The organism is Roseibium aggregatum IAM 12614 (assembly GCF_000168975.1).
GTDB classification, from domain to species: Bacteria; Pseudomonadota; Alphaproteobacteria; order Rhizobiales; family Stappiaceae; genus Roseibium; species Roseibium aggregatum.
Map to the genome: position 1 here is coordinate 199,135 of NZ_AAUW01000002.1, position 20,975 is coordinate 220,109.

The following is a 20,975-nucleotide window of genomic DNA, read 5'->3' on the forward strand; positions in this document are numbered from 1 at the left end:
TGGACGTTTGAACTGGCCGGGCCAGCCTATCCCCCGAGCATCTCTCTGGGGTCGAAATTGATGATGACTTCCTGCCAAGCTTCATACTTGGAAATTGGCAGATTGTATGGCTGGCAGCGCATGATCGCACGAACGGCACTGCTGGAGGCTGCACCGAAGGCCGGGTTGCCGCTGGAATTCATGACTTCCGGCTGGCCCGAAACCTGACCGTCCTGGGACAGGTTGAAACGGACACGGACCTTCAGATCTTCCGCGCCGACGGCACCCACCGGCGGGTTCCAGCATTGCGCCACCATGCCGCGCAGCGCATCCAGTTCGGACTGGCTCATGCGCACGTCCTGCTGACCTCTCCTGGAGCCCAGGGACGCCTCGTTCTGGCTGGTTTCGCCCGTCTGTTTGGCGGGCTCGATCTTGTTCAGAAGCGCGGCCACATCCTTGCTGTTGAAGTTTTCCTTCGGCGGCTCGGGCGCGTTCCTCGGCGGCGTCGGCTTGGAGCGCGGCGAAACCTTGGTCACGATTGGCTGTGGCGCCGGCGCGGCTTCCTGCTGCTGCGGCACAGGTTCTGGCGCGGGAGCAGGATCCGGTGCAGGCGAAGGCGCAGGTTCGGCCACCGGGGCCGGTTCGGGCGCAGGGGCCGGTGCCGGTTCCGGATCCGCGACAGGCTGCGGCTCAGGGGCAGGCGCTGGGGACGGCGCCGGCGGCGTCGGAGTCGGCGGCGTCGGTTGTTCCACCCTGCTTTCGCCCGGCTTCTCCGCCGGTTTCGGCGGTTCCTCCGCCGGGGTCTCGCTCGGGTTTACCGCAGCCACATCCCGGACCTCGGCCGTTTTCTCGCCGATGCGAAGCTTTGTAATATCCTCGATGGGAACCAGTTCGACAGGCAAAGAATCCACCTGAGGAACCGCAAAGCTCTCGGCGTCCGGAAAGGCAATCAAGCCCCAGAGCAGTAAAGCCGAATGACCGGCCAGAGACGCGATGAGACCTGCGCGCATGACGCGTTACGAGTCCCGTTCTTCCAGAGTGACCAGACCGAGGCGTTTAAACCCGGCCGCGCTGATGCGGCCCATCAGCTTCATCATGGTACCGTAGTCGGCATCCTGATCGCCGCGCACGTAGATGCGCTCCTCATAGCCGTTGGCGGCAATGGCCTCGAGCTTCGGTACGATCTCGTCGAGGGTGATCGGGGTGTCCTGAATGAAGATTTCACCAGCCGCGTTCACGGAGATGGTTATCGGCTCCGTGTCGCCTTCCAGGGCCTTGGCGCTGGTCTCCGGCAGGTCGATAGGCACACCGACCGTCAGAAGCGGAGCCGCCACCATGAAAATGATCAGGAGCACCAGCATCACGTCGACCATCGGCGTGACGTTGATTTCGCTCATGGGCGCATGGCGGCGCCTGCGCCGTCCGCGCCGACTGCCTCCTGCCTGACCTGAACCGACCTGCATGGCCATGGATCAGCCCCTCTCGTCGATCTGACGGGACAGGATGGCGGAGAATTCGTCCGCAAAACCTTCCATGCGTGCAACCGCCTTGCCGACATCCGAGGAGAACTTGTTGTAAGCGATAACCGCCGGAATGGCCGCCAGCAGGCCAAGCGCGGTTGCAAACAGCGCCTCGGCAATACCGGGCGCTACCACGGCCAGGTTGGTGCTTTCGGATGCCGCGATGGCCTGGAAGGCTGTCATGATGCCCCAAACCGTTCCGAACAGACCGATGAACGGTGCGGCAGAACCCACCGTCGCCAGGATCAGCAGCCGGCTTTCCAGCCGCTCGGCTTCGCGCTGGATGGTGACATCCATCACCCTGTCGATACGCTGCTGCAGGCTGCCGATGGCAGGCCGCGCGCCCTCGTGGCTGCGCTTCCATTCGCGCATGGCCGCGACGAACAGCGCCGCCATGGAATGATTCACACGATTGTGAAGCGTATTATAAAGCTCTTCGAGAGACTGGCCGGACCAGAACACCGTTTCGAACCGGCTCATCTGGCGCCGTGTCCGGCCGACCAGCATGATCTTGTCGACGATGATCGCCCAGCACCACACCGAAGCGCCCAGCAAGCCGAGCATCACGAGCTTGACGACGATATGCGCCTGCCAGAACAGCGCAAAAAACGAGATGCCGCTCTCTGGCGCCAATGTCGATTGGACAAGTGTTTCCATAAATTCAATGACCTCTTGGCCGTCTGACGCTGTGTTGCATTCAAGGTTTCGAAAACGACAGCGAGGAACCGGAATCAGCCGGCCGGCTCTTGTAACTAGCCGCCTCTCTGACGTTTGATTTTGTCAAAACTGGGACTTTTCCTATCAAAGGCAGTCCCTCTCTAAAGGAATCAATTAAGGTTACTGCAAGATTAACGCAGTAATATGTTTTGAAAGTATTTTACCGCCGGGAGGCTGCCTGCCCATCCAGAAAGCGTCCAGGCATCGCCAAGACGTTCAACCACCAGCGTTTTCTGCCGGCACAAATTGGCGAAGCCGTTCCGCCAGGGCCGACGGCAACCGGGCTGGACGGCCCTGCGAGGAGATGATCGCGACGGTCACGGCGGCCGAAACCAGCAACTGGTCTCCCCGGTAGATAAGCTGATCGAGCCGGATCCGGGCACCCTTGTACTCCGCAAGGCTTGTGTGCACCTGCAGAACGTCGTCTATCCGGGCCGGTTTCTGGAAGTCCAGCGTCATTGTCTTGACCGCAAAGGCCTGGGAGGCCCCATGCGTGCCCTCTGCCATCTCGGTATGGTGGATGCCAATAAGACGCAGAAAGTCCGACCGGGCGCGCTCGAAAAAGCGCACATAGGCGCCGTGATAGACCACGCCCGAGAAATCCGTGTCCTCGTAATAGACCCGAATGGGAAGCACATGACCGCCGTCTTCCAGGCGGCCGGCGAGATCCGGCCAATCCGACACGCTTTATTCCTCACAAGCTGAATGAAAAAGCCTCCCGGCAAGCCGGGAGGCTCCTGTGTTGCTGAAAGGTAAGCCCTGACTTATGCAGCGGCAACCTCGGAGAGGAATTTCTCGACGGACCGGCGCAGCTGTTCCGCCTGCTGTTTCATCTCGATGGTCGCGTTCAGCATGTCGCCGACCGCTTCGGAGTTTTCCGCAACCCCTTCGTTGAGCGATGCCACCGTGTCCGCCACGCTGCGCGTACCTTCCGCGGCTTCCGCGACGTTTCTGGAAATTTCGCTGGTGGCAGCGCCCTGCTGCTGCACGGCGTCCGAAATCGTGGTGGTGTAGGAATTGACTTCCTCGACGGATTCCGACACCCGGGCAATCTCTTCCACCGCTTCGGTGGTCGATGCCTGGATCGCCGCGATCTGAGCCGAGATTTCTTCCGTTGCCTTGGCGGTCTGGCCCGCAAGCGACTTCACTTCCGACGCAACGACGGCAAAGCCCTTTCCGGCATCACCCGCACGCGCGGCCTCGATGGTCGCATTGAGCGCCAGCAGGTTGGTCTGCTCGGCGATCTCGGAAATCAGCGACACGACATCGCCAATCTTGTTGGCCGCTTCCGCAAGCCCGGAGATCTTCGTATTGGAGCTTTGCGCGGCTGTCGTTGTCTGGGCCACGATGTCTGCCGTGGTTTCGACCTGACGGGAAATTTCGGAAATGGACGCGTTGAGTTCCTCGGTCGCGGAGGCAACCGCCTGCACGTTGGAGGAGGCGTTTTCCGAAGTCGACACGGCGGCCTGGCCCTGACCCGATGCAGCAGCGGAGCGCTCGCTGAGCGCGGAGGATACTTGCTCCACACGGGCGATGTTCGTTTCCACCAGCTCGAGAACAGCCTGGGATTCCGCCCGGAAGGCAGCAATCAGCGAGTCGATCGTCTTTTCTCGCTTTTCGCGGGCGATATGGCCAACCTTGCGCTCCGACGCCAGACGCTCGCGTTCCAGCGAGTTGTCCTTGAAGACCTCGATACAGCGTGCCATGCGGCCGATTTCGTCCTGACGCTCGGTGGCTTCGACAGCCACTTCCAGATCACCGTCGGCAATCTGGCGTGCAGCCGCCGAGAGACGTTCCAACGGAGCGAACATACGCCGTGTCACCCACCAGATCAGACCAACGATCGGCACCAGGCACAGGAAACCGGAAATGATCGCCCCATAGGTGATGCGGTCGGCCGCCGCTGACAATTCCGTCTGCTTGACGGCATCAACAACGCCGAAGGGGGAACCGACAAAGGTGTTGCTGGCTTCCGCAAAGCGATAATCGCCGTCGTCCAGGCGGATCAGCCGGTCATCGACCTTGATATCGGAAAGCTTGTGAACGGCGCTGGCATGGCCACGCTCGTCGAGTTGAACCAGCTTGCCGTCCGAATCGGCCAGAAAAATCCGCTCGCTGTCGCCAAGGCCCGTCTTCTCGTTCAGCAAGCCGGCCAGATGCTCCATGTTGGTCGTGAACGCAATCGCACCGAAAAACCGGTCGAGGTAGAAGACCGGCACGGCAAGAACTTCCGAAACGGTGCCGTCATCTGTCGTGACGAAGCCCGAGGAATAGATCTGCCCGGCTGCAAGCGTCTCGTTTTTCGACGCCTCGAACAGCTTGCCCATGGCGATCTGCACCGGATGTCCTTGGATCTGCGCGTCATCCACGTGGAACGCGAATTCCGGCCCCTTGCGGTAGGAATAGGTGATGAACCCCTCGGGATTGGCCAGCGCCGCATCGGAGAACAGGCCTTGCCCCACAAGTTCCTGGTAGATCGGATGAACGACCTTGTGGTTGTTGACGTAGTAGTTGGATTCTTCCGGCTCCACCAGGAGATGACGCTCTCCTTCCGGATGCGGATTGTCGGTGACGAAGATCTTGCGGAGCAGTTCGTTCTGCCCTTCCTTCAGGTTCTTCCACCCGACCATGGTTTTCATCAGGCTGTCCTTGGCGCCTTCCAGCGTGGAGAAGAACGCCGCGCTGTCCCTCACCTGCCCGAGAGACAGCTCGATAACCTTCTGCTTGGCGCGGGTCGCACTTTGCAGACCGGCGTCCGCCTGGCCGTTTGCGACATCTCGCGAAATGGTCGACGTGACCGTGACAATTGCAACGCACATGGTCAGTGCGCCCGCCAAGAACATTAGAGCCAGTTTAGATGAAAGCCGTTTCCGCATCGATTCCCCCGCATAGTTAACGGGAAGGTACGGCAGCATTCGCGAATAAATGCTTAATCGCCATGCAGACACAGATGAACAAGACGGCGTTTTTCTTATAAATACTACGTAACCTACTCAGGCTCCGAGAAAAGCCCGAGTTGCGGCGCATCCGGCCTGGATGGTGCGGCAAGACCCAGGTGTTCGAACGCCATCGGCGTCAGGATCCGGCCTCTTGGCGTGCGCTGCAAGAACCCGTTCTGGATGAGATAGGGTTCCACGATTTCCTCGATCGCATCACGAGGCTCGGAAAGCGCTGCTGCGATGGTCTCGATGCCGACAGGCCCGCCGCCGAAATTGACAGCGATCTGGCTGAGATACCGCCGGTCGAGACTGTCGAGCCCGGCGCTATCGACTTCGAGCTGCAGAAGGGCCCTGTCGGCCAGCTCCCTGTCCACCCGCTCGACACCGGCCACGATGGCAAAATCGCGCACACGCCGCAGCAGCCGCCCGGCAATACGCGGCGTCCCGCGCGAGCGCTTGGCAATCTCGCGTGCGCCCTCTTCAACCATGCCGATGCCGAGGATGGACGCGCCGCGCTTGACGATATGCTCCAGCTCGGGGACCGTATAGAACTGCAGCCGCACCGGAATGCCGAAGCGGTCGCGCAGCGGCGTCGTCAGCAAACCGAGCCGTGTTGTCGCCGCAACGAGCGTGAACTTCGCCAGATCGATCTTGACCGAACGCGCCGCAGGGCCTTCGCCGATGATCAGGTCGAGCTGGAAATCCTCCATCGCCGGATAAAGCACTTCCTCGACCGCCGGATTGAGACGGTGGATCTCGTCGATGAAGAGCACGTCGCGTTCTTCCAGATTGGTCAGAAGGGCCGCAAGGTCCCCCGCCTTGGCGATGACCGGTCCGGACGTGGCCCGGAAATTGACACCGAGCTCGCGCGCCATGATCTGGGCCAGTGTCGTCTTGCCGAGGCCGGGAGGCCCGACGAACAAAACATGGTCCAGCGCCTCTCCACGGGCCTTCGCCGCGCCGATGAACACCTTCAGATTGGCGCGCGCCTGGGCCTGGCCGACAAAATCGTCCAGCACCTGCGGGCGCATGGTTGAATCGATCTCGTCTCCCCGGATTTCCGGCGTCACGATGCGAGTGTCATCCGACATGGCTTACGACCACAAACAGCAGCACCAGAAGAGCCAGGGAATAACCCACCCGGAGCGCATAGAATTTCTTGAACTGGCGCAGGACAAACGGATCGTCCGACTCCACACGGCGTCCGTTGACGGTAAACGGACGATCTCCCACCGAAGCGCTGAAGCGGTGATCGAGATACATGTTACCGCCGATCCCGAGAACCAAGAACACAACGGCAATGATGCCATAGGTAACGGCGATCATCCCGCCAATTCCTTCAGACCCAAGCGGATCAGCGTTTCGGTCGTCGCATCCTCGCCAGCGGACTGCAGGGCCTTGGCAACCGCTCCGCTTGCCTGCGCCTGCGCATAGCCCAGATTGGTCAGCGCCGACACTGCCTCTGCCACCGGCCGTGCGGCCACGTTGTCCGCAATGGTCTGGGACACGGCAATGGTGCCCTGGTCCACCGTGGCAAGCCCCGGCGCCTTGTCCTTGAGTTCGGAGATGATGCGTTCGGCGACGCGCTTGCCGACGCCGGGCGCCCGAGAGATGACGGCCTTGTCACCAAGGGCGATCGCATTGGCAACTTCACTTGCCTTCAGGATACCCAGAATACCGAGCGCCACCTTGGCCCCGACCCCCTGAACCGTCATCAGAATGCGGAACCATTCGCGTTCCGCCTCGATCCCGAAGCCATAGAGACGGATCATGTCTTCGCGGACGATCGTCTCGATAAAAAGGACCGCCGCCTCGCCCGGACGCGGCAGGCCCTGAAGAATGCGCGAGGGGCAGTGAACCTGATAGCCCACCCCATGCACATCCAGGATCACGTGATCCTCGCCATAGCTGTCGATGGTGCCCTTCAGCTTACCGATCATATCGCCCCCATGGCGGCAAGCCGCGCTGTGCTGTTGGACCGGTGCTGTGCGTGACAGATGGCAATTGCAAGCGCATCGGCAGCATCGTCCGAATTGAAGGTTGCCCGCGGCATCAGAATCTTGACCATGGCCCGGATCTGTTCCTTTTCCGCGTGCCCGGTGCCGACCACGGTCTTCTTGACGAGGTTCGGCGCATATTCGGCGACCGGAAGCCCGGCGAGCGAAGGCACCAGCAGCGCAATCCCGCGTGCCTGCCCCAGCTTCAGCGTCGCGCCCGCATCCTTGTTGACGAACGTATGCTCGACCGCAGCTTCCGCCGGATCGTGCCGGCGTACGACCTCGCTGAGGCCGTCATGCAACTCCACCAGGCGCTCCGCCAGGCTCTTCTTGTTGTCGGAGGTCACCGTGCCGGAAGCGATGAAGGACAGGCGATTTCCCGTCGCCTCGATCATGCCCCAGCCGGTACGCCGCAGCCCCGGGTCGATGCCCAGCAAACGAATCGCGTGTGTCATGGAACAAATCGGTAACAAAACTTCCCCGTTGACGCCAGACAAAGCGCGGCTTACCACCGCAATGCCTGTCAAAAACACCTCTGAACGCGTGTCATCAGGCCTTGCCGCCAGCGGCAGCCCCTCCCCGCACAGGCCCGCCACGTGCCGGGCCTGACCGTTTCCGATCCCGTCCGTCCAGCGAGCTCCCATGGCCGACATCTTCAATTCCTTTCCGCCCGGCCTTCTGGTGTTTCTCGCCGCCGTCCTGTTCGTGGCCGGTTGCGTACGCGGGTTTGCCGGGTTTGGCGCGGGGATGATCTTCATGCCGGTGGCCACCAGCGTGATGCTGCCGTCGACCGCGGCCGCCACCTTTCTGTTCATCGATGGCATCGTCGCGCTGCCGCTGGTGGTCAGAGCGCTGAGGCTGTGCAACTGGGCAACGGTGCTTCCCGCGGTCGTGGGCGCGGTGATCTTCGTCCATGTCGGCGCCTGGCTGCTGGCCAATGCGGACGTACTGGTCCTGCGCTGGACGATCTTTGCAATCGTCACCGGCCTTCTTCTGCTGTTGGTGTCCGGCTGGCGCTACGAACGCAAGCCCTCCAGGCCGGTGTCCTTCGGAGTTGGCGCGGTTGCCGGTGTCCTTGGCGGTATCTCGCAGGTTTCCGGCCCGCCGGTGGTGGCCTTCTGGCTGTCCAGCGCCAGGGAACCGGCCATCGTGCGCGCCAACCTGATCGTCTTCTTTGCGCTCGCCAGCATTGGCACCTTCATTGCCTACATCTTAAATGGCTTCTTCACGCTGGAAGTCTTCCAGCTCCTGACAATGGCAATCCCCGTCTATGCTCTTGCCATCTACCTCGGCTCCAACGGCTTCAAGCGCGCCGACCCCGCCCTCTACCGCAAGCTCGCCTACGGCCTGATCGCCCTCGCCGCCCTGTCGAGCATGCCCCTGCTCGATCCGCTGTTCCGGTAGAGCGTCCCACCGTTGAAGCGTTTCCGCACCCCAGACAGCCTCATCCTTCGAGACAGCGCTTCGCGCTTCCTCAGGATGAGGTCGAAAATGACTGAACCCGTGCTGTTTCAGGTCATGAAGTTGGTAAAAACTGTCGGCAAATCTCAGCGCAAGCCCTATTCACCCGCGGTCTTTTCCTGAAGCTTCTCCTGCCACTTGGCACATTTTGCCGCCATCAGCCGGTTAAGCTCAGCCTCGAACTCTTCCTTGCTCGCAGACGCCTGCGCCAGAACACTGAGAGCAACAATGGCAGCATCGGCGGCTTCCTCGCGCACGTCCGCCAGTGTCTGCTTCTTGTATTCGCTGCCCGGCGCCTTCGTCGCTGAAAGCACAGCCTGCGCCAGTTCCCCGGCCTCTTCCGCCAGCTTGAGCGCCCGCTCCTGCAGGGTTTTCGGGTCTTTTTGCGTCAGCTCGAAGATATTGAACATCTGATCGGTTACCCTTCTTCAGTGAAGACTCAAACCCTTGTCCTCCAAAACAAAAAAAACCCGGCAAGACCGGGGTTTTCAAAGTCATGTCCTGAAGACGTCAGGACGCCAGCGACGCCATGGTTTCTTCATCAACATCGAAGTTGGAGTAGACGTTCTGGACGTCGTCGTCGTCTTCCAGCATGTCGATGAGTTTCATCATGGTCTGGGCCTTGTCGGCATTGACCGGTGTCAGGTTCTGCGGCTTCCAGATGATCTTGGTCGAATCCGCTTCGCCCAGCGCCTTTTCAAGGGCAGCGGAGACATCGTTCAGGTCTTCGAAGGCGGTGTAGATCGTATGGCCGCTCTCGTCGGACTGGACGTCTTCCGCGCCAGCTTCGATTGCCGCTTCCAGAACAGCGTCGGCTTCACCGGCTTCCGGCTTGTAGATGATCTCGCCAACCCGGTCGAACATGAAGGACACCGAACCGGTTTCCCCAAGTGACCCGCCGCATTTGGTGAAATAGGAGCGGATGTTGGAGGCGGAGCGGTTGCGGTTGTCTGTCAGGGCTTCGACGACTACGGCAACGCCCGCCGGGCCATAGCCTTCGTAGCGGACTTCTTCATAGTTGTCGTCGTCACCGGACTGGGACTTGTTGATCGCCCGCTGGATGTTTTCCTTCGGCATGGACTGGGCCTTGGCGTTCTGGACGGCAAGGCGAAGGCGCGGGTTGGAATCCGGATCCGGGTCGCCCATCTTCGCAGCGACGGTGATTTCCTTGGACAGCTTGGAGAACATCTTGGAGCGGGCCGCGTCCTGGCGTCCCTTGCGGTGCATGATGTTCTTGAATTTTGAATGGCCTGCCATGGCTCTTCTCGGTTCTTTACAGGTGATGTCAGTGAAAACTGCGCCGCTTATAGGCAACTTGCCCCGGAAAATCCAGCGCAGAGAAAATCTCGCCGGCGCTCAGCCCCCGTTCGGCCAGAAGGACGGGATCACGGGTTCCAGACGTCCACCGATCCTGAGCGGTGCGATTTGCTCGGCAAGTCCCGTGCGGTCGTCGGTCTCGATGGCAACGCCGCAGATCGTGGCATCCCCGGTTGCCGGCGTGAACCGGGAGCTCGGAATCTTGCGCTGGAACCGGTTGACCGGCTCTTCCTTGTCCATGCCCAGCACGCTGTCATATGCCCCGCACATGCCCGCGTCCGACATGTAGGCCGTGCCGTTTTCCAGGATCTGGTGATCGGCGGTCGGCACATGGGTATGCGTGCCCACGACGAGACTGACCCGGCCGTCCAGAAAATGGCCCATGGCCTGTTTCTCGCTGGTGGCTTCGGCATGCATGTCAACGATGATCGCATCGGCCACATCGCCAAGCGGACACCCGTTGATGACGTTGTCGATGGCGGCGAAGGGATCGTCGAGCGCGTCCATATAGACCCGCCCCATCACGTTGGCGACCATCACCCGCGCGCCGTTCCTGGCCGTGAACAGATGCGCGCCGCGACCAGGCGTTCCGGAGGGATAGTTCACCGGGCGAAGCAGCCGGTCCTGCCGTTCGATATAGACCAGCGTGTCGCGCTGGTCCCAGACGTGATTGCCGGTGGTCACCACGTCGGCCCCGGCGTCCAAGACATCCTGCAGGATCGTTTCGGTGATTCCGAATCCGGACGCGGCATTCTCGCCGTTGACGATCACGAAATCGAGCCGGTTGCTTTCCACAAGCTCCGGCAATTGCTCAATGACGGCGGTCCGGCCCACGCGGCCAACAAGATCGCCCAGAAACAGAATACGCATATATCCTCACTGGGCGGCCTGCTTCCGGCTCTCAAATTCGCCGTCACCCGAACGCCCGGTACCCCTGCTCGGTCAGAATTCCATTCAACGGCTTGTCATGCGCTTCAGAAGGGACGTGGTCAACCTCCTGCACGGAAAACGCAAGCCCGATGCACAAAAGGGGACCGGACTGTTGCAGCTTCGCAATTGTCGTGTCGTAAAAAGCCTTGCCGTAACCGATGCGCGTGCCCCTGCCGTCAAAGCCGGCAAGCGGCATCAGAAGAACGTCCGGCCGCACCTCCTCGGACGACGGGCCCGGTTCCGACGTGCCGAAACCGGCGGAGACCAGTTCCGTATCCCGTTCCAGGCGGCGAAAGATGAGGCTCGGGCCGGTCATCACGGGCAGACACAGAGGATGCCCAAGCTGGCGCAGGCGATCCATCAACGGACGCGGATCGATTTCGTCCCGGATCGGCCAGAACCCGGCGACCACCGCTCCCGCAGGCAATGGCAGATCCTCGGCATGATCAGAGAGCTGGAGGCTGAATTCGATCCGCTCGACCACCGGCATCGCCTTGCGGCGGGCCAGTACATCCTTGCGGAGCTTGTCTTTTTCGGCAGCGATGGAGGAAAGGTCGGTCATGGGGCCTCGAACTGAATGGATCGGCCCGCGTCCGGAAAAGGAACGTGCAGCCGCCCGACCGTTGGATTTGCAATCCCGGGAAACCTACTATGTAGGTGGGCGCCGTTTGCAACGGACCACGGCCCAGCGCAGGGACAGCTCCCAAGGGAATGCGTAAGGCCCCGGGGATAATGTTCCTGACGTATCGGGCAGCCGCAAGTACCGCATATAGTCCGGTGCAGCCGCAATTACCAGTGCGGCATGAATTTCATCACAAACGAAGTATCTGAAACGCTCCGCCGTCAGCCCGGGCGAACGTAGTGAGACCCGCAGCCTACTCGCTGGACACCTTGCTGACGCAGCCAATGGGTCCTTGGGACATCCCGCGCAATGTCGACACTCTGGAAACGAGTACTCCCCGGATCTGCGCTGCGTTTGCCCGGGGGACGCTGTGGCTGTCAGTTATTCAATTGGCGATGAGAAAAGACAGAATGCCCGCCAGGACAATGCCGCCGGACCGACAAGTCGCCTCAGGCGTTGTCCTGGGTTCGCAAACTCTTGGACAGGCCGTCCGCGAGGCTTTCGATGCGTGCTGCGGCTGTGTTGACCGCCCGCGACAGCTCTTCCTCGTTCTGGCTCATGTTGTCGAGCGCGGCCACCTGCTGTTTCCTGGCGTCGGCCAGTTGCTCTTCAAGCCCGGCGACCTTGCGCTCCAGCTCCGAAAGCTGGTCGGCCGCCATGATTCCGGCCATCACCGTCAGGCGCTGGTCGCCGATTTCGCCGAAGGCCCCTCTCAGGTCGTTGATCCAGCCATCGAAGCGCGCGGCAAGACCCATCAGGCGTTCTTCCTCGCCATCATCGCAGGCCATGCGGAAGGATTTGCCGTTGATGGTAACGGTGATTTGAGCCATTTGCGCCTAGCCTCCGTGCGCGTCGAGCACGCTGCGAATGGTTTCCATCGCCGAGACGAGCCGCCGGGACACATCCCGGTTGGCTTCTTCCAGCCGCGAAGCCCGGGCTTCGCTTTCATCGAGTGAGGCTGCCAGTTGGGAGCGGTCTTCGCCGAGCCGCTGCAAATCGTCCTGAAGGGCGTTCAGCGACCTGTCTGCGTCAAGGCGCCGCTGGACAGCCGCTTCGAGACTACCGACGGCTTTGTCCAGACGCTTTACCGCATCGGACAGGCTGGTCTTTTCCATGCAGTCGACATCCGCCATTAATTACGTCGTCCCAATCGTTCTTCTGTGGCGGTCCGCCCATTCCTTCCTAGGTCAGACTGGAGATTTGGCGCTTTCGACCCTGGAGTGCTGCTCAAATAACGGGCATTTCAGACAATGCGCGGCAAAGCACGTTTCATGGCGAAAAAGCAAATCTTTGTTAGAGCGCCGAGCTTAGGCACCGCAACTTCTCTCAGTCAATGCCAGCATTGGCAGAATCCTCAACTCTATAACGCGCGGTCGAAAAAATTCTTCCCCTGCAGTGCCCTCAAAAGACCCCAAGCAGCTTTATTGACTCGGGTGCGGTTCCTGATATTTGTCTGGCGCTTGTTCGAGATTGACGAAAGTTAAATCATGAGCAGCGCACCTCAGAACAACCTTGCCGGGCTCCCTGCTGCGGCCAAGGGGGGCTCCAAAGCAAGCAACGGGACGACGATGACCGATCTTGATAAACACCAGCGCATGGCAAATGCGATCCGCTTTCTTGCCATCGATGCCGTGGAAAAGGCTAATTCCGGTCACCCAGGCCTGCCGATGGGCGCTGCGGATATCGCGACAGTTCTTTTCACCGAATTCCTGAAATTCGATCCGACCGCCCCGAACTGGGCCGACCGCGACCGCTTCGTTCTGTCCGCCGGCCACGGCTCCATGCTGCTTTACAGCCTGCTGTATCTGCTCGGCTATGAAGATTTCTCTCTCGACGAGCTGAAGAATTTCCGCCAGCTCGGCGCACGCACCGCCGGCCACCCGGAATACGGCCACGGCGCCGGCATCGAGACCACCACCGGCCCGCTCGGCCAGGGCCTGGGCAATGCGGTCGGCATGGCGATTGCCGAGCGCCTGCAGTCTACCCGCTTCGGTGAAGATCTTGTCGATCACTACACCTATGTGCTGGCCGGTGACGGCTGCCTCATGGAAGGCATCAGCCAGGAAGCCCTGACGTTGGCAGGCCACCTGAAACTCAACAAGCTGATCGTCATCTGGGACAACAACGGCATTTCCATCGACGGCAAGGTCGAGATCACCGATTCCACCGATCAGCAGGCCCGCTTTGCTGCTTCTGGCTGGAACACGCTCAGCGTCGACGGTCACGATCCGGTTGCCATTTCCGCGGCCATCCGCCAGGCCCAGGCCAGCGACCGCCCGACCCTGATCGCGGCCAAGACCACCATCGGTTTCGGCGCGCCGAACAAGTCCGGCACCGCAAAGGTCCATGGCTCGCCGCTTGGCGCCGAGGAGATTTCCCTCACCCGTGCCGCACTCAACTGGCCACATGCAGCGTTTGAGGTTCCGAGCGACATTCTGGACGCCTGGCGCATCGCCGGCCTGCGCTCCGCTCAGGCTCACAAGGACTGGCAGAAGCGTTTTGCCGAGGCCGATGCCGAGACCCGTGCCGAATTCGAACGCCGCAACCGTGGCGACCTGCCGGCCGGCTTCAGCAAGGCCGTTCAGGACTACAAGAAAAAGCTCGCCGACGAACAGCCGACCATGGCGACCCGCAAGGCGTCTGAAGCAGTCCTGACCGTCATCAACGAAGTTGTGCCGGAAACCATCGGCGGCTCCGCCGACCTGACCGGTTCCAACAATACCAAGACCTCGCAGACCGTACCGGTTACCCCGGACGATTTCTCCGGCCGTTACATTCACTACGGCATTCGCGAGCACGGCATGGCGGCAGCCATGAACGGCATGGCTCTGCACGGCGGTCTGATCCCCTACTCCGGCGGCTTCCTGATCTTCTCCGATTACTGCCGTCCGTCGATCCGCCTCGCAGCGCTCATGGGCCAGCGGGTCATCCATGTCATGACCCACGATTCCATCGGCCTTGGCGAAGATGGTCCGACCCACCAGCCGGTGGAGCATTTCGCCGCCCTGCGTGCGATCCCGAACCTGACGTTCTTCCGCCCGGCCGACATCACCGAGACGCTTGAGTGCTGGCAGCTTTCGCTGGAAAACCGCGACGGACCGTCGGTCCTGGCTCTGACCCGTCAGAACCTGCCGTCGCTGCGCAAGAGCTATGAGGAAGACAACCTCTGCGCCAGAGGCGCCTATGTTCTGATCGACAGCGACGAGGACGCGGCCGTCACGATTTTCGCGACCGGTTCGGAAGTCGAGATCGCCGTCGACGCGCACAAGGACATGAGCGCGGCCGGCATTGCCGTGCGCGTGGTTTCCGTGCCGTCGTTCGAACTGTTCGAAGCTCAATCCGACGACTACAAGGCCGCCGTCATCGGCAACAGCCCGGTCAAGATTGCGATCGAAGCTGGCATCCGCATGGGCTGGGACCACTTTATCGGTTCCGATGGCATCTTTGTCGGCATGACCGGCTTCGGCGCCAGCGCTCCTTACAAGGAGCTCTACGAACATTTCGGTATCACGGCGGATGCCGTGGTCGCAGCCGCCAAGGCAAAGCTCGGCGCTTAATCGAAATCAATTCCCGGCACCAAGACTTCCTCCTATGGTGCCGGGACTTCGAGCACGAATGTGCTCATCAATCGACCACACTAAGTGGTTTTTAAATCGGTTTAGCCCCTTGAAAGGCACACCGAAGATTGCGGGAGTGGATTATGGTAACCAAGGTAGCAATCAATGGATTTGGACGTATCGGCCGCAACGTGCTGCGCGCCATTGTCGAATCCGGCCGCACCGACATCGAAGTCGTTGCGATCAACGACCTCGGCCCGGTCGAGACCAACGCGCATCTGCTGCGCTACGACAGCGTGCACGGCAGGTTCCCGGCAGAGGTCAAGGTCGACGGCGACACCATTTCCGTCGGTGGCGGCAAGCCGATCAAGGTAACCGCGATCCGTGACCCGAAGGAACTGCCCTGGGGCGAACTCGGCGTTGAAATCGCCATGGAATGCACCGGCATCTTCACCGCCAAGGAAAAGGCGTCCATGCATCTGGAAGCCGGCGCCAAGCGCGTTCTGGTCTCCGCTCCGGCCGACGGTGCCGACAAGACCATCGTCTACGGCGTCAACCACGATGCCCTGACCGCAAACGACCTGGTCGTTTCCAACGCATCCTGCACCACCAACTGCCTGTCCCCGGTCGCCTATGTGCTGAACGAAGCCATCGGCATCGAAAAGGGCTTCATGACGACGATCCATTCGTACACAGGTGACCAGCCGACCCTGGACACCATGCACAAGGATCTCTACCGCGCCCGCGCTGCGGCCATGTCCATGATCCCGACCTCGACCGGCGCCGCAAAGGCCGTTGGCCTGGTGCTGCCGGACCTGGCCGGCAAGATGGATGGTGTCGCCATCCGCGTTCCGACCCCGAACGTTTCCGTGGTCGACCTGAACTTCATTGCAAAGCGCGACACCACCGTTGAGGAAATCAACGAAGCCATCAAGGCAGCCGCCAACGGCAAGCTGAAGGGCGTTCTCGGCTACACCGAAGACAAGCTGGTTTCCATGGACTTCAACCATGACAGCCACTCCTCGGTCTTCCATTGCGACCAGACCAAGGTCATGGACGGCACCTTCGTGCGTATCCTGTCCTGGTACGACAACGAATGGGGCTTCTCCAACCGCATGGCCGACACGGCCGTGGCAATGGCAAAGCTCATCTGATTGTTGCCTTTAAAAGACGCCGGTTCATCCGGCGTCTTTTTTGTCGGCTCGGGTGCCAAGTCCAACAACACCGCGACACGATTCTCATTTCAGGCATAGCTCCAGGGCAAAGGTCATGTAGACTGGAACTGCAGACACGTGCAGTTCAATCCTGGAGACGCCGTCATGACCGCCTTACTGGTCATTCTTGGGTCGTTGTTCGCGGTGGGTTGCCTGGTGGGTTTCGGCTTCTATTGGGTCGACATGAAGAGGGACAATGAAAGGTTCCCTTCAGATCGGGACACGGAGCCTGACCTTGGCACCCCCGGCAACGACATCTTGCGAAAGCCGGACTTTCCGGCCAGAAATTCCTGACAACATTTCTGATACGAATTGAAGGATCTGAACCATGACCACTCTGGCCTTTTTGTTCGGATTTATTGTGCTGATCGGCGTCGGCTTCTATTTCGTCGAGCGGTCGAAAGAACGCTCCGCAAGAAACACCAGAGGGAGCTGGCAGCCGGAAGTGGATGGCAAAAAGTCCCAAACGATGGCCAACCTGCAAACACCGCCCGATCGATAGCTCTCCCGAGACGCCTCTTTTCCTTTCCGGAGTTCCCAGCTTGCTCGAACTGCTAACTGTCATTTCGCTGACCGTCGTGGTCGCAATCGTTCCCGGGCCTGACTTTGCCGTCGTCCTTCGCAACGCTCTCATTGGCGGACGTCTCGCCGGCATCATGACTGCGCTCGGCATCGCGCTGGCGCTCGGCGTCCATGTCACCTACGCACTGGCGGGCATCGGCCTGATCGTTTCCCAGTCGATCCTGCTTTTCAACGCGCTGAAGCTGATCGGCGCGGCCTACCTCGTTTTCCTGGGCGTCACCATGTACCGCACGGCCTCGAAGGAGATGCCTGCCGATGGTGCCATGTCCGGCATGTCGCCCTTCCGCGCGCTCCGCTGGGGGTTTTTCACCAATGTGACCAATCCGAAGGCAACCATGTTCGCCCTCTCGGTTTTCCTTCAGGTGACGTCTCCCGCAACGCCGCTCTGGACCCAGATTGGCTACGGCGTGATCATGGCCGGGGGTGTGTTCCTGTGGTTCGTGCTGGTTACCGTCTTCTTCACGCTGCCTGCCGTGCGCCTCAAGTTCATGCGCGCCAAGCTCTGGATGGAGCGCTCTTTCGGCATTCTGCTGACCTTGTTCGGCATCGGCATCGCCGTTTCCACCAACTCCAGCCGTCCCTGACGACAGGCATTTCCCAACAGGTGAACCAATGGCTTTCAAAACTCTCGACGATCTGACAGACATTGCCGGCAAACGCGTTCTGGTCCGGGTCGACCTCAATGTTCCGATGGACGGCGGGAAGGTGACGGATACCACCCGCATCGAACGCGTTCTGCCGACCATCCGCGAACTGTCCGACAAGAAGGCAAAGGTCATCCTGCTGGCCCATTTTGGTCGTCCGAAGGGCGAACGGGTTGCCAGCATGTCGCTCGGCCCGGTTGCCCCGGCGGTTGCCGCTCTGCTTGGCAGACCTGTGGTCTTTGCGGATGATTGTATCGGCCAGGCGGCAAAGGATGCGGTCGACGTGATGGTCGATGGCGACGTGCTGCTTCTGGAAAACACCCGCTACCATGCCGGTGAAGAAAAGAACGACCCGGACTTCGCAAAGGCCCTTGCCGCCAATGGCGATGTCTACGTCAACGACGCCTTTTCGGCAGCCCACCGGGCCCACGGCTCCACTGAAGGTATTGCCCGGCTGTTGCCTGCCTACGCCGGACGCACCATGCAGGCGGAACTGGAAGCCCTAGGCTCGGCGCTCGGCAATCCGGTCCGTCCGGTTCTGGCCGTTGTCGGCGGCGCCAAGGTGTCTTCCAAGATCGATCTTCTGGAAAACCTTGTGACCAGGGTCGACATGCTGGTGATCGGCGGCGGCATGGCCAACACGTTCCTGGCCGCCAAGGGTACGGATGTCGGCAAGTCGCTGTGCGAACATGATCTGGCCGAAACCGCGAAACGCATCATGACCGCAGCCGACAAGGCCGGTTGCGAGATCGTGCTTCCGGCAGATGCCGTTGTCGCGAAGGAATTCAAGGCCGGTGCGGAGAACGAAACCGTAGCGCTCGATGCCATCCCGTCGGACGGCATGATCCTCGATGTCGGCGCAGCTTCCATCGAAACGGTAAAAACCAAGATCGATGCAGCCAAGACCCTCGTCTGGAACGGACCTCTGGGTGCGTTCGAGATCGCCCCCTTCGACACCGCAACCGTTGCAGCCGCCAAGCATGCCGCTGCCAAGACCAAGGCAGGCAAGCTGAACTCCGTGGCCGGTGGCGGCGACACCGTCGCAGCGCTCAACCACGCGGGCGCGGCAGACGATTTTTCCTACGTTTCCACCGCCGGCGGCGCTTTCCTGGAATGGCTGGAAGGCAAGGAACTGCCGGGCGTGAAGGCACTCGACGCCTGACGGACGAAAAGGCTGAAACCGCCCTGCAGCGCGGTTTCAGCACGCTCCTGACCCGGAAGGTCGCCCTCTCAGCGGCCTTCTGTCAGGGGCTTTCAGGACATGCGCGCAATTCGTATCCGGTTGATTCGTCTGTCAGGGCGATGCGGATAAGCCTGGCTCTCGAACTCGGCATGAATGTTGTCGAAGTCCGTCAAGAAACGGACTTTGGCCAGATACGGTCGAGTGTCAGAGATCCGGCGGAAACGTTTGCCAATATCGGTTCGCCGGTTTAAAATTCAGCCTATCGGTCAGTTCGACCGCCTCAAATTAATTCGATCTACGAATTAATTCTGCCGGGATGATTTCCGGCAGGCCATTGTATTTTAATTGATTTAAGCGGCCACGGCCCTCTTTCCATGGCCGAAAATCTTGCTAGAACGACCGGGACTTGACGCACCGCAAAACAGGTGTCGTGATTTTTCGCTAGCCTTGTTGGCTCATCGGAACCGCACCCTCGGGAGATTTTTGATGGCACGTATCACCCTCCGCCAGCTTCTTGATCATGCTGCTGAACACGACTACGGCGTTCCGGCATTCAACATCAACAACATGGAGCAGGCGCTGGCGATCATGGCAGCGGCGGACCAGACCGACGCGCCGGTCATCATCCAGGCCTCCCGTGGCGCCAGGTCCTATGCCCACGATGTGATGCTGAAGCACATGATGGACGCGGTCGTGGAAATCTATCCGCACATTCCGGTCTGCGTGCATCTGGACCACGGCAACGCACCACAGACCTGCATGACGGCCATCCAGGCCGGCTTCACTTCGGTCATGATGGACGGCTCCTTGGAAGCGGACGGCAAGACCCCGGCAAACTGGGACTACAACGTCGGCGTCACCAAGACCGTGACCGACATGTCCCATCTGGGCGGCATCTCCGTCGAAGGTGAACTCGGCGTTCTGGGCTCGCTGGAAACGGGCATGGGCGACAAGGAAGACGGCCATGGCGCGGAAGGCAAGCTCAGCCATGACCAGTTGCTGACCGATCCGGAAGAGGCGGTCAAATTCGTGCAGGAAACCAAGGTCGACGCGCTTGCCATTGCCATGGGCACCAGCCACGGCGCCTACAAGTTCACCCGCAAGCCGGACGGCGAGATCCTCGCTATGCATGTGATCGAGGAAATCCACCGCCGTCTGCCGGAAACCCACCTTGTCATGCACGGGTCGTCTTCCGTGCCGCAGGACCTGCAGGACATCATCAACCAGTATGGTGGCCAGATGCCGCAGACCTGGGGTGTGCCGGTGGAAGAAATCCAGCGCGGCATCAAGAACGGCGTGCGCAAGGTCAACATCGACACCGACAACCGCATGGCGATGACCGGTCAGATCCGCAAGATCCTGAGCGAGAACCCAGGCGAATTCGATCCGCGCAAATATCTGAAGCCTGCGCGCGATGCCATGCAGAAACTGTGCGTCGAGCGCCTGGAAGCCTTCAACACCGCAGGCAAGGCCTCCAAGATCAAGAAGATCATAACGCTTGCCGATATGGCCAAACGCTACCAGACTGGCGAACTGGATCCGAAGATCGCCTGATTTTCGGCCGGACCGGCAGAGAAATTCTTTCACTTAATTGAAAGAGGGGCCTTGCGTCCCTCTTTCGCCGTCTTTAGGGACAAAATCCCGATCAGACATTAATCAGGACTGCACAAGTGAACCGTCCCCGCCTTTTTCTCGTGACGCCGCCGGAATTTGACACCGCCGACATGGCGGTCAAGCTCAAACAGGCCTTCACCGGTGGTGACATCGCTTGCGTGATGATCTACCGGCCCGGCGCCAGCACCAAGGACCTGCAGGCCGTCGCAAGCGAGCTTGTGCCGATCATTCAGGACGGCGGCGCGGCGGCAATCGTCTACCGCGACACCCAGGCGGCCGGTCGCAGTGGCGCCGATGGCGTCCACGTCGACACATCCCTGGAAGACCTGAAACTGGCCGTGGAAAGCTTCAAGCCCGACCGTATCGTCGGCACCGGCGGCACCAAGCTGAAGCATGATTCCATGGAATGGGCTGAAACCGGGGTCGATTATATCCTGTTCGGCAAGCTGGATCTGCCAGAGAAGGCGGAAGCCCATGACAGGACCCTGGCCAGCGCGTCATGGTGGGCGGAACTGTTCGAGACACCCTGCGTCGCCCTTGCCGGCAACACGGTCGAGACGCTGGCAGACGTCGCCGCGACCGGAGCGGATTTTGTCGCTGTGAAGGACGCTGTCTGGCAATCCGGCAGCGACATTGCAACTGTTATCGCCGAAGCAAACCGTATTCTGGACGCCCATCCCTTTCCCGAAGCCGAATAGC

General features: G+C 60.7%; 24 protein-coding genes and 1 other RNA gene. 9 read left to right on the top strand and 16 right to left on the bottom strand.

The window, feature by feature from the left end:
- Window positions 1–26: 26 nt before the first annotated feature.
- The 9 genes from SIAM614_RS03410 to ruvC all read right to left on the bottom strand — a co-directional run bounded on the left by SIAM614_RS03410 (window position 27) and on the right by ruvC (window position 7,607).
- Window positions 27–989 carry a cell envelope integrity protein TolA gene (locus SIAM614_RS03410; RefSeq protein ID WP_006932096.1) on the bottom strand — a complete coding sequence of 321 codons (963 nt, stop codon included), beginning with the start codon at window positions 987–989 and terminating at the stop codon, window positions 27–29.
- A gap of 6 nt (window positions 990–995) precedes the next feature.
- Window positions 996–1,448 carry a protein TolR gene (gene tolR / locus SIAM614_RS03415; RefSeq protein ID WP_006932097.1) on the bottom strand — a complete coding sequence of 151 codons (453 nt, stop codon included), beginning with the start codon at window positions 1,446–1,448 and terminating at the stop codon, window positions 996–998.
- Between the two features lie 3 nt (window positions 1,449–1,451).
- Window positions 1,452–2,156: a protein TolQ gene (tolQ, locus tag SIAM614_RS03420; RefSeq protein ID WP_006932098.1), complete on the bottom strand. Its 705-nt coding sequence runs from the start codon at window positions 2,154–2,156 to the stop codon at window positions 1,452–1,454.
- A gap of 276 nt (window positions 2,157–2,432) precedes the next feature.
- On the bottom strand, window positions 2,433–2,900 hold the full coding sequence (ybgC, locus tag SIAM614_RS03425; protein ID WP_006932099.1) for a tol-pal system-associated acyl-CoA thioesterase: 468 nt from the start codon (window positions 2,898–2,900) through the stop codon (window positions 2,433–2,435).
- An 80-nt stretch (window positions 2,901–2,980) separates the two neighbouring features.
- Entirely contained in the window at window positions 2,981–5,035 is a 2,055-nt protein-coding gene (locus SIAM614_RS03430; protein ID WP_208983883.1) for a methyl-accepting chemotaxis protein, read from the bottom strand.
- Between the two features lie 170 nt (window positions 5,036–5,205).
- Entirely contained in the window at window positions 5,206–6,246 is a 1,041-nt protein-coding gene (gene ruvB / locus SIAM614_RS03435) for a Holliday junction branch migration DNA helicase RuvB (RefSeq protein WP_006932101.1), read from the bottom strand.
- Window positions 6,236–6,481 carry a hypothetical protein gene (locus tag SIAM614_RS03440; RefSeq protein ID WP_006932102.1) on the bottom strand — a complete coding sequence of 82 codons (246 nt, stop codon included), beginning with the start codon at window positions 6,479–6,481 and terminating at the stop codon, window positions 6,236–6,238. Before SIAM614_RS03440 ends, ruvB begins: the two co-directional genes overlap by 11 nt.
- Window positions 6,478–7,095, bottom strand: coding sequence for a Holliday junction branch migration protein RuvA (gene ruvA, locus SIAM614_RS03445; RefSeq protein WP_006932103.1), 618 nt, complete (start codon window positions 7,093–7,095; stop codon window positions 6,478–6,480). Before ruvA ends, SIAM614_RS03440 begins: the two co-directional genes overlap by 4 nt.
- Window positions 7,092–7,607 carry a crossover junction endodeoxyribonuclease RuvC gene (ruvC, locus tag SIAM614_RS03450; protein WP_081455180.1) on the bottom strand — a complete coding sequence of 172 codons (516 nt, stop codon included), beginning with the start codon at window positions 7,605–7,607 and terminating at the stop codon, window positions 7,092–7,094. Before ruvC ends, ruvA begins: the two co-directional genes overlap by 4 nt.
- Before the next feature lie 187 nt (window positions 7,608–7,794).
- Here ruvC and SIAM614_RS03455 point away from each other — a divergent pair, with 187 nt between their 5' ends.
- Window positions 7,795–8,556, top strand: a complete 762-nt coding sequence (locus SIAM614_RS03455; protein WP_006932105.1) for a sulfite exporter TauE/SafE family protein — start codon at window positions 7,795–7,797, stop codon at window positions 8,554–8,556.
- Window positions 8,557–8,711: 155 nt separating this feature from the next.
- On the opposite strand, the gene SIAM614_RS03460 is transcribed toward SIAM614_RS03455, so the two are convergent.
- From SIAM614_RS03460 to SIAM614_RS03485, 7 genes are all read right to left on the bottom strand, one after another.
- Window positions 8,712–9,023 (bottom strand): MazG-like family protein, encoded by a 312-nt coding sequence (locus SIAM614_RS03460; RefSeq protein ID WP_006932106.1) that lies wholly within the window; start codon window positions 9,021–9,023, stop codon window positions 8,712–8,714.
- Window positions 9,024–9,123: 100 nt separating this feature from the next.
- Complete coding sequence (locus tag SIAM614_RS03465) at window positions 9,124–9,870, bottom strand: YebC/PmpR family DNA-binding transcriptional regulator (protein ID WP_006932107.1); 747 nt, start codon at window positions 9,868–9,870, stop codon at window positions 9,124–9,126.
- A 99-nt stretch (window positions 9,871–9,969) separates the two neighbouring features.
- Window positions 9,970–10,800: a TIGR00282 family metallophosphoesterase gene (locus SIAM614_RS03470; RefSeq protein WP_006932108.1), complete on the bottom strand. Its 831-nt coding sequence runs from the start codon at window positions 10,798–10,800 to the stop codon at window positions 9,970–9,972.
- A 43-nt stretch (window positions 10,801–10,843) separates the two neighbouring features.
- Window positions 10,844–11,422 carry a 5-formyltetrahydrofolate cyclo-ligase gene (locus SIAM614_RS03475; protein WP_006932109.1) on the bottom strand — a complete coding sequence of 193 codons (579 nt, stop codon included), beginning with the start codon at window positions 11,420–11,422 and terminating at the stop codon, window positions 10,844–10,846.
- A gap of 43 nt (window positions 11,423–11,465) precedes the next feature.
- Window positions 11,466–11,620, bottom strand: a non-coding RNA gene (ssrS, locus tag SIAM614_RS31095) — 6S RNA.
- A gap of 311 nt (window positions 11,621–11,931) precedes the next feature.
- Window positions 11,932–12,312: a cell division protein ZapA gene (locus SIAM614_RS03480; RefSeq protein ID WP_006932110.1), complete on the bottom strand. Its 381-nt coding sequence runs from the start codon at window positions 12,310–12,312 to the stop codon at window positions 11,932–11,934.
- Window positions 12,313–12,318: 6 nt separating this feature from the next.
- Window positions 12,319–12,615 carry a DUF4164 domain-containing protein gene (locus tag SIAM614_RS03485; RefSeq protein ID WP_006932111.1) on the bottom strand — a complete coding sequence of 99 codons (297 nt, stop codon included), beginning with the start codon at window positions 12,613–12,615 and terminating at the stop codon, window positions 12,319–12,321.
- A gap of 435 nt (window positions 12,616–13,050) precedes the next feature.
- Between SIAM614_RS03485 and tkt the strand changes: the two genes are divergently transcribed.
- From tkt to SIAM614_RS03520, 8 genes are all read left to right on the top strand, one after another.
- A complete protein-coding gene (gene tkt, locus SIAM614_RS03490; RefSeq protein ID WP_040439192.1) occupies window positions 13,051–15,039 on the top strand; it encodes a transketolase in 1,989 nt (662 codons plus the stop codon).
- A 143-nt stretch (window positions 15,040–15,182) separates the two neighbouring features.
- A complete protein-coding gene (gene gap, locus SIAM614_RS03495) occupies window positions 15,183–16,193 on the top strand; it encodes a type I glyceraldehyde-3-phosphate dehydrogenase (RefSeq protein ID WP_006932119.1) in 1,011 nt (336 codons plus the stop codon).
- A 165-nt stretch (window positions 16,194–16,358) separates the two neighbouring features.
- Entirely contained in the window at window positions 16,359–16,547 is a 189-nt protein-coding gene (locus SIAM614_RS03500) for a hypothetical protein (RefSeq protein WP_006932121.1), read from the top strand.
- 34 nt (window positions 16,548–16,581) lie between these two features.
- Complete coding sequence (locus SIAM614_RS31850) at window positions 16,582–16,755, top strand: hypothetical protein (protein ID WP_006932123.1); 174 nt, start codon at window positions 16,582–16,584, stop codon at window positions 16,753–16,755.
- A gap of 40 nt (window positions 16,756–16,795) precedes the next feature.
- Window positions 16,796–17,419, top strand: a complete 624-nt coding sequence (locus SIAM614_RS03505; protein WP_006932125.1) for a LysE family translocator — start codon at window positions 16,796–16,798, stop codon at window positions 17,417–17,419.
- 28 nt (window positions 17,420–17,447) lie between these two features.
- Entirely contained in the window at window positions 17,448–18,641 is a 1,194-nt protein-coding gene (locus SIAM614_RS03510) for a phosphoglycerate kinase (protein ID WP_006932132.1), read from the top strand.
- A 507-nt stretch (window positions 18,642–19,148) separates the two neighbouring features.
- Entirely contained in the window at window positions 19,149–20,216 is a 1,068-nt protein-coding gene (gene fba / locus SIAM614_RS03515) for a class II fructose-bisphosphate aldolase (RefSeq protein ID WP_006932134.1), read from the top strand.
- A gap of 116 nt (window positions 20,217–20,332) precedes the next feature.
- A complete protein-coding gene (locus SIAM614_RS03520) occupies window positions 20,333–20,974 on the top strand; it encodes a thiamine phosphate synthase (protein ID WP_006932135.1) in 642 nt (213 codons plus the stop codon).
- The last annotated feature ends 1 nt before the right edge of the window (window position 20,975 follow it).

Bases quoted from the DNA above. Each gene is read 5' to 3' on its own strand.
- tolR (WP_006932097.1), bottom strand. From the start codon at position 1,448: ATGGCCATGCAGGTCGGTTCAGGTCAGGCAGGAGGCAGTCGGCGCGGA.
- tkt (WP_040439192.1), top strand. From the start codon at position 13,051: ATGACCGATCTTGATAAACACCAGCGCATGGCAAATGCGATCCGCTTT.
- SIAM614_RS03475 (WP_006932109.1), bottom strand. From the start codon at position 11,422: ATGACCGACCTTTCCTCCATCGCTGCCGAAAAAGACAAGCTCCGCAAG.
- SIAM614_RS03455 (WP_006932105.1), top strand. From the start codon at position 7,795: ATGGCCGACATCTTCAATTCCTTTCCGCCCGGCCTTCTGGTGTTTCTC.
- SIAM614_RS03440 (WP_006932102.1), bottom strand. From the start codon at position 6,481: ATGATCGCCGTTACCTATGGCATCATTGCCGTTGTGTTCTTGGTTCTC.
- ruvB (WP_006932101.1), bottom strand. From the start codon at position 6,246: ATGTCGGATGACACTCGCATCGTGACGCCGGAAATCCGGGGAGACGAG.
- SIAM614_RS03500 (WP_006932121.1), top strand. From the start codon at position 16,359: ATGACCGCCTTACTGGTCATTCTTGGGTCGTTGTTCGCGGTGGGTTGC.
- SIAM614_RS03510 (WP_006932132.1), top strand. From the start codon at position 17,448: ATGGCTTTCAAAACTCTCGACGATCTGACAGACATTGCCGGCAAACGC.
- tolQ (WP_006932098.1), bottom strand. From the start codon at position 2,156: ATGGAAACACTTGTCCAATCGACATTGGCGCCAGAGAGCGGCATCTCG.
- fba (WP_006932134.1), top strand. From the start codon at position 19,149: ATGGCACGTATCACCCTCCGCCAGCTTCTTGATCATGCTGCTGAACAC.
- gap (WP_006932119.1), top strand. From the start codon at position 15,183: ATGGTAACCAAGGTAGCAATCAATGGATTTGGACGTATCGGCCGCAAC.
- ruvC (WP_081455180.1), bottom strand. From the start codon at position 7,607: ATGACACACGCGATTCGTTTGCTGGGCATCGACCCGGGGCTGCGGCGT.
- SIAM614_RS03465 (WP_006932107.1), bottom strand. From the start codon at position 9,870: ATGGCAGGCCATTCAAAATTCAAGAACATCATGCACCGCAAGGGACGC.
- ruvA (WP_006932103.1), bottom strand. From the start codon at position 7,095: ATGATCGGTAAGCTGAAGGGCACCATCGACAGCTATGGCGAGGATCAC.
- SIAM614_RS03480 (WP_006932110.1), bottom strand. From the start codon at position 12,312: ATGGCTCAAATCACCGTTACCATCAACGGCAAATCCTTCCGCATGGCC.
- SIAM614_RS03470 (WP_006932108.1), bottom strand. From the start codon at position 10,800: ATGCGTATTCTGTTTCTGGGCGATCTTGTTGGCCGCGTGGGCCGGACC.
- SIAM614_RS31850 (WP_006932123.1), top strand. From the start codon at position 16,582: ATGACCACTCTGGCCTTTTTGTTCGGATTTATTGTGCTGATCGGCGTC.
- SIAM614_RS03485 (WP_006932111.1), bottom strand. From the start codon at position 12,615: ATGGCGGATGTCGACTGCATGGAAAAGACCAGCCTGTCCGATGCGGTA.
- SIAM614_RS03410 (WP_006932096.1), bottom strand. From the start codon at position 989: ATGCGCGCAGGTCTCATCGCGTCTCTGGCCGGTCATTCGGCTTTACTG.
- SIAM614_RS03430 (WP_208983883.1), bottom strand. From the start codon at position 5,035: ATGTGCGTTGCAATTGTCACGGTCACGTCGACCATTTCGCGAGATGTC.
- SIAM614_RS03460 (WP_006932106.1), bottom strand. From the start codon at position 9,023: ATGTTCAATATCTTCGAGCTGACGCAAAAAGACCCGAAAACCCTGCAG.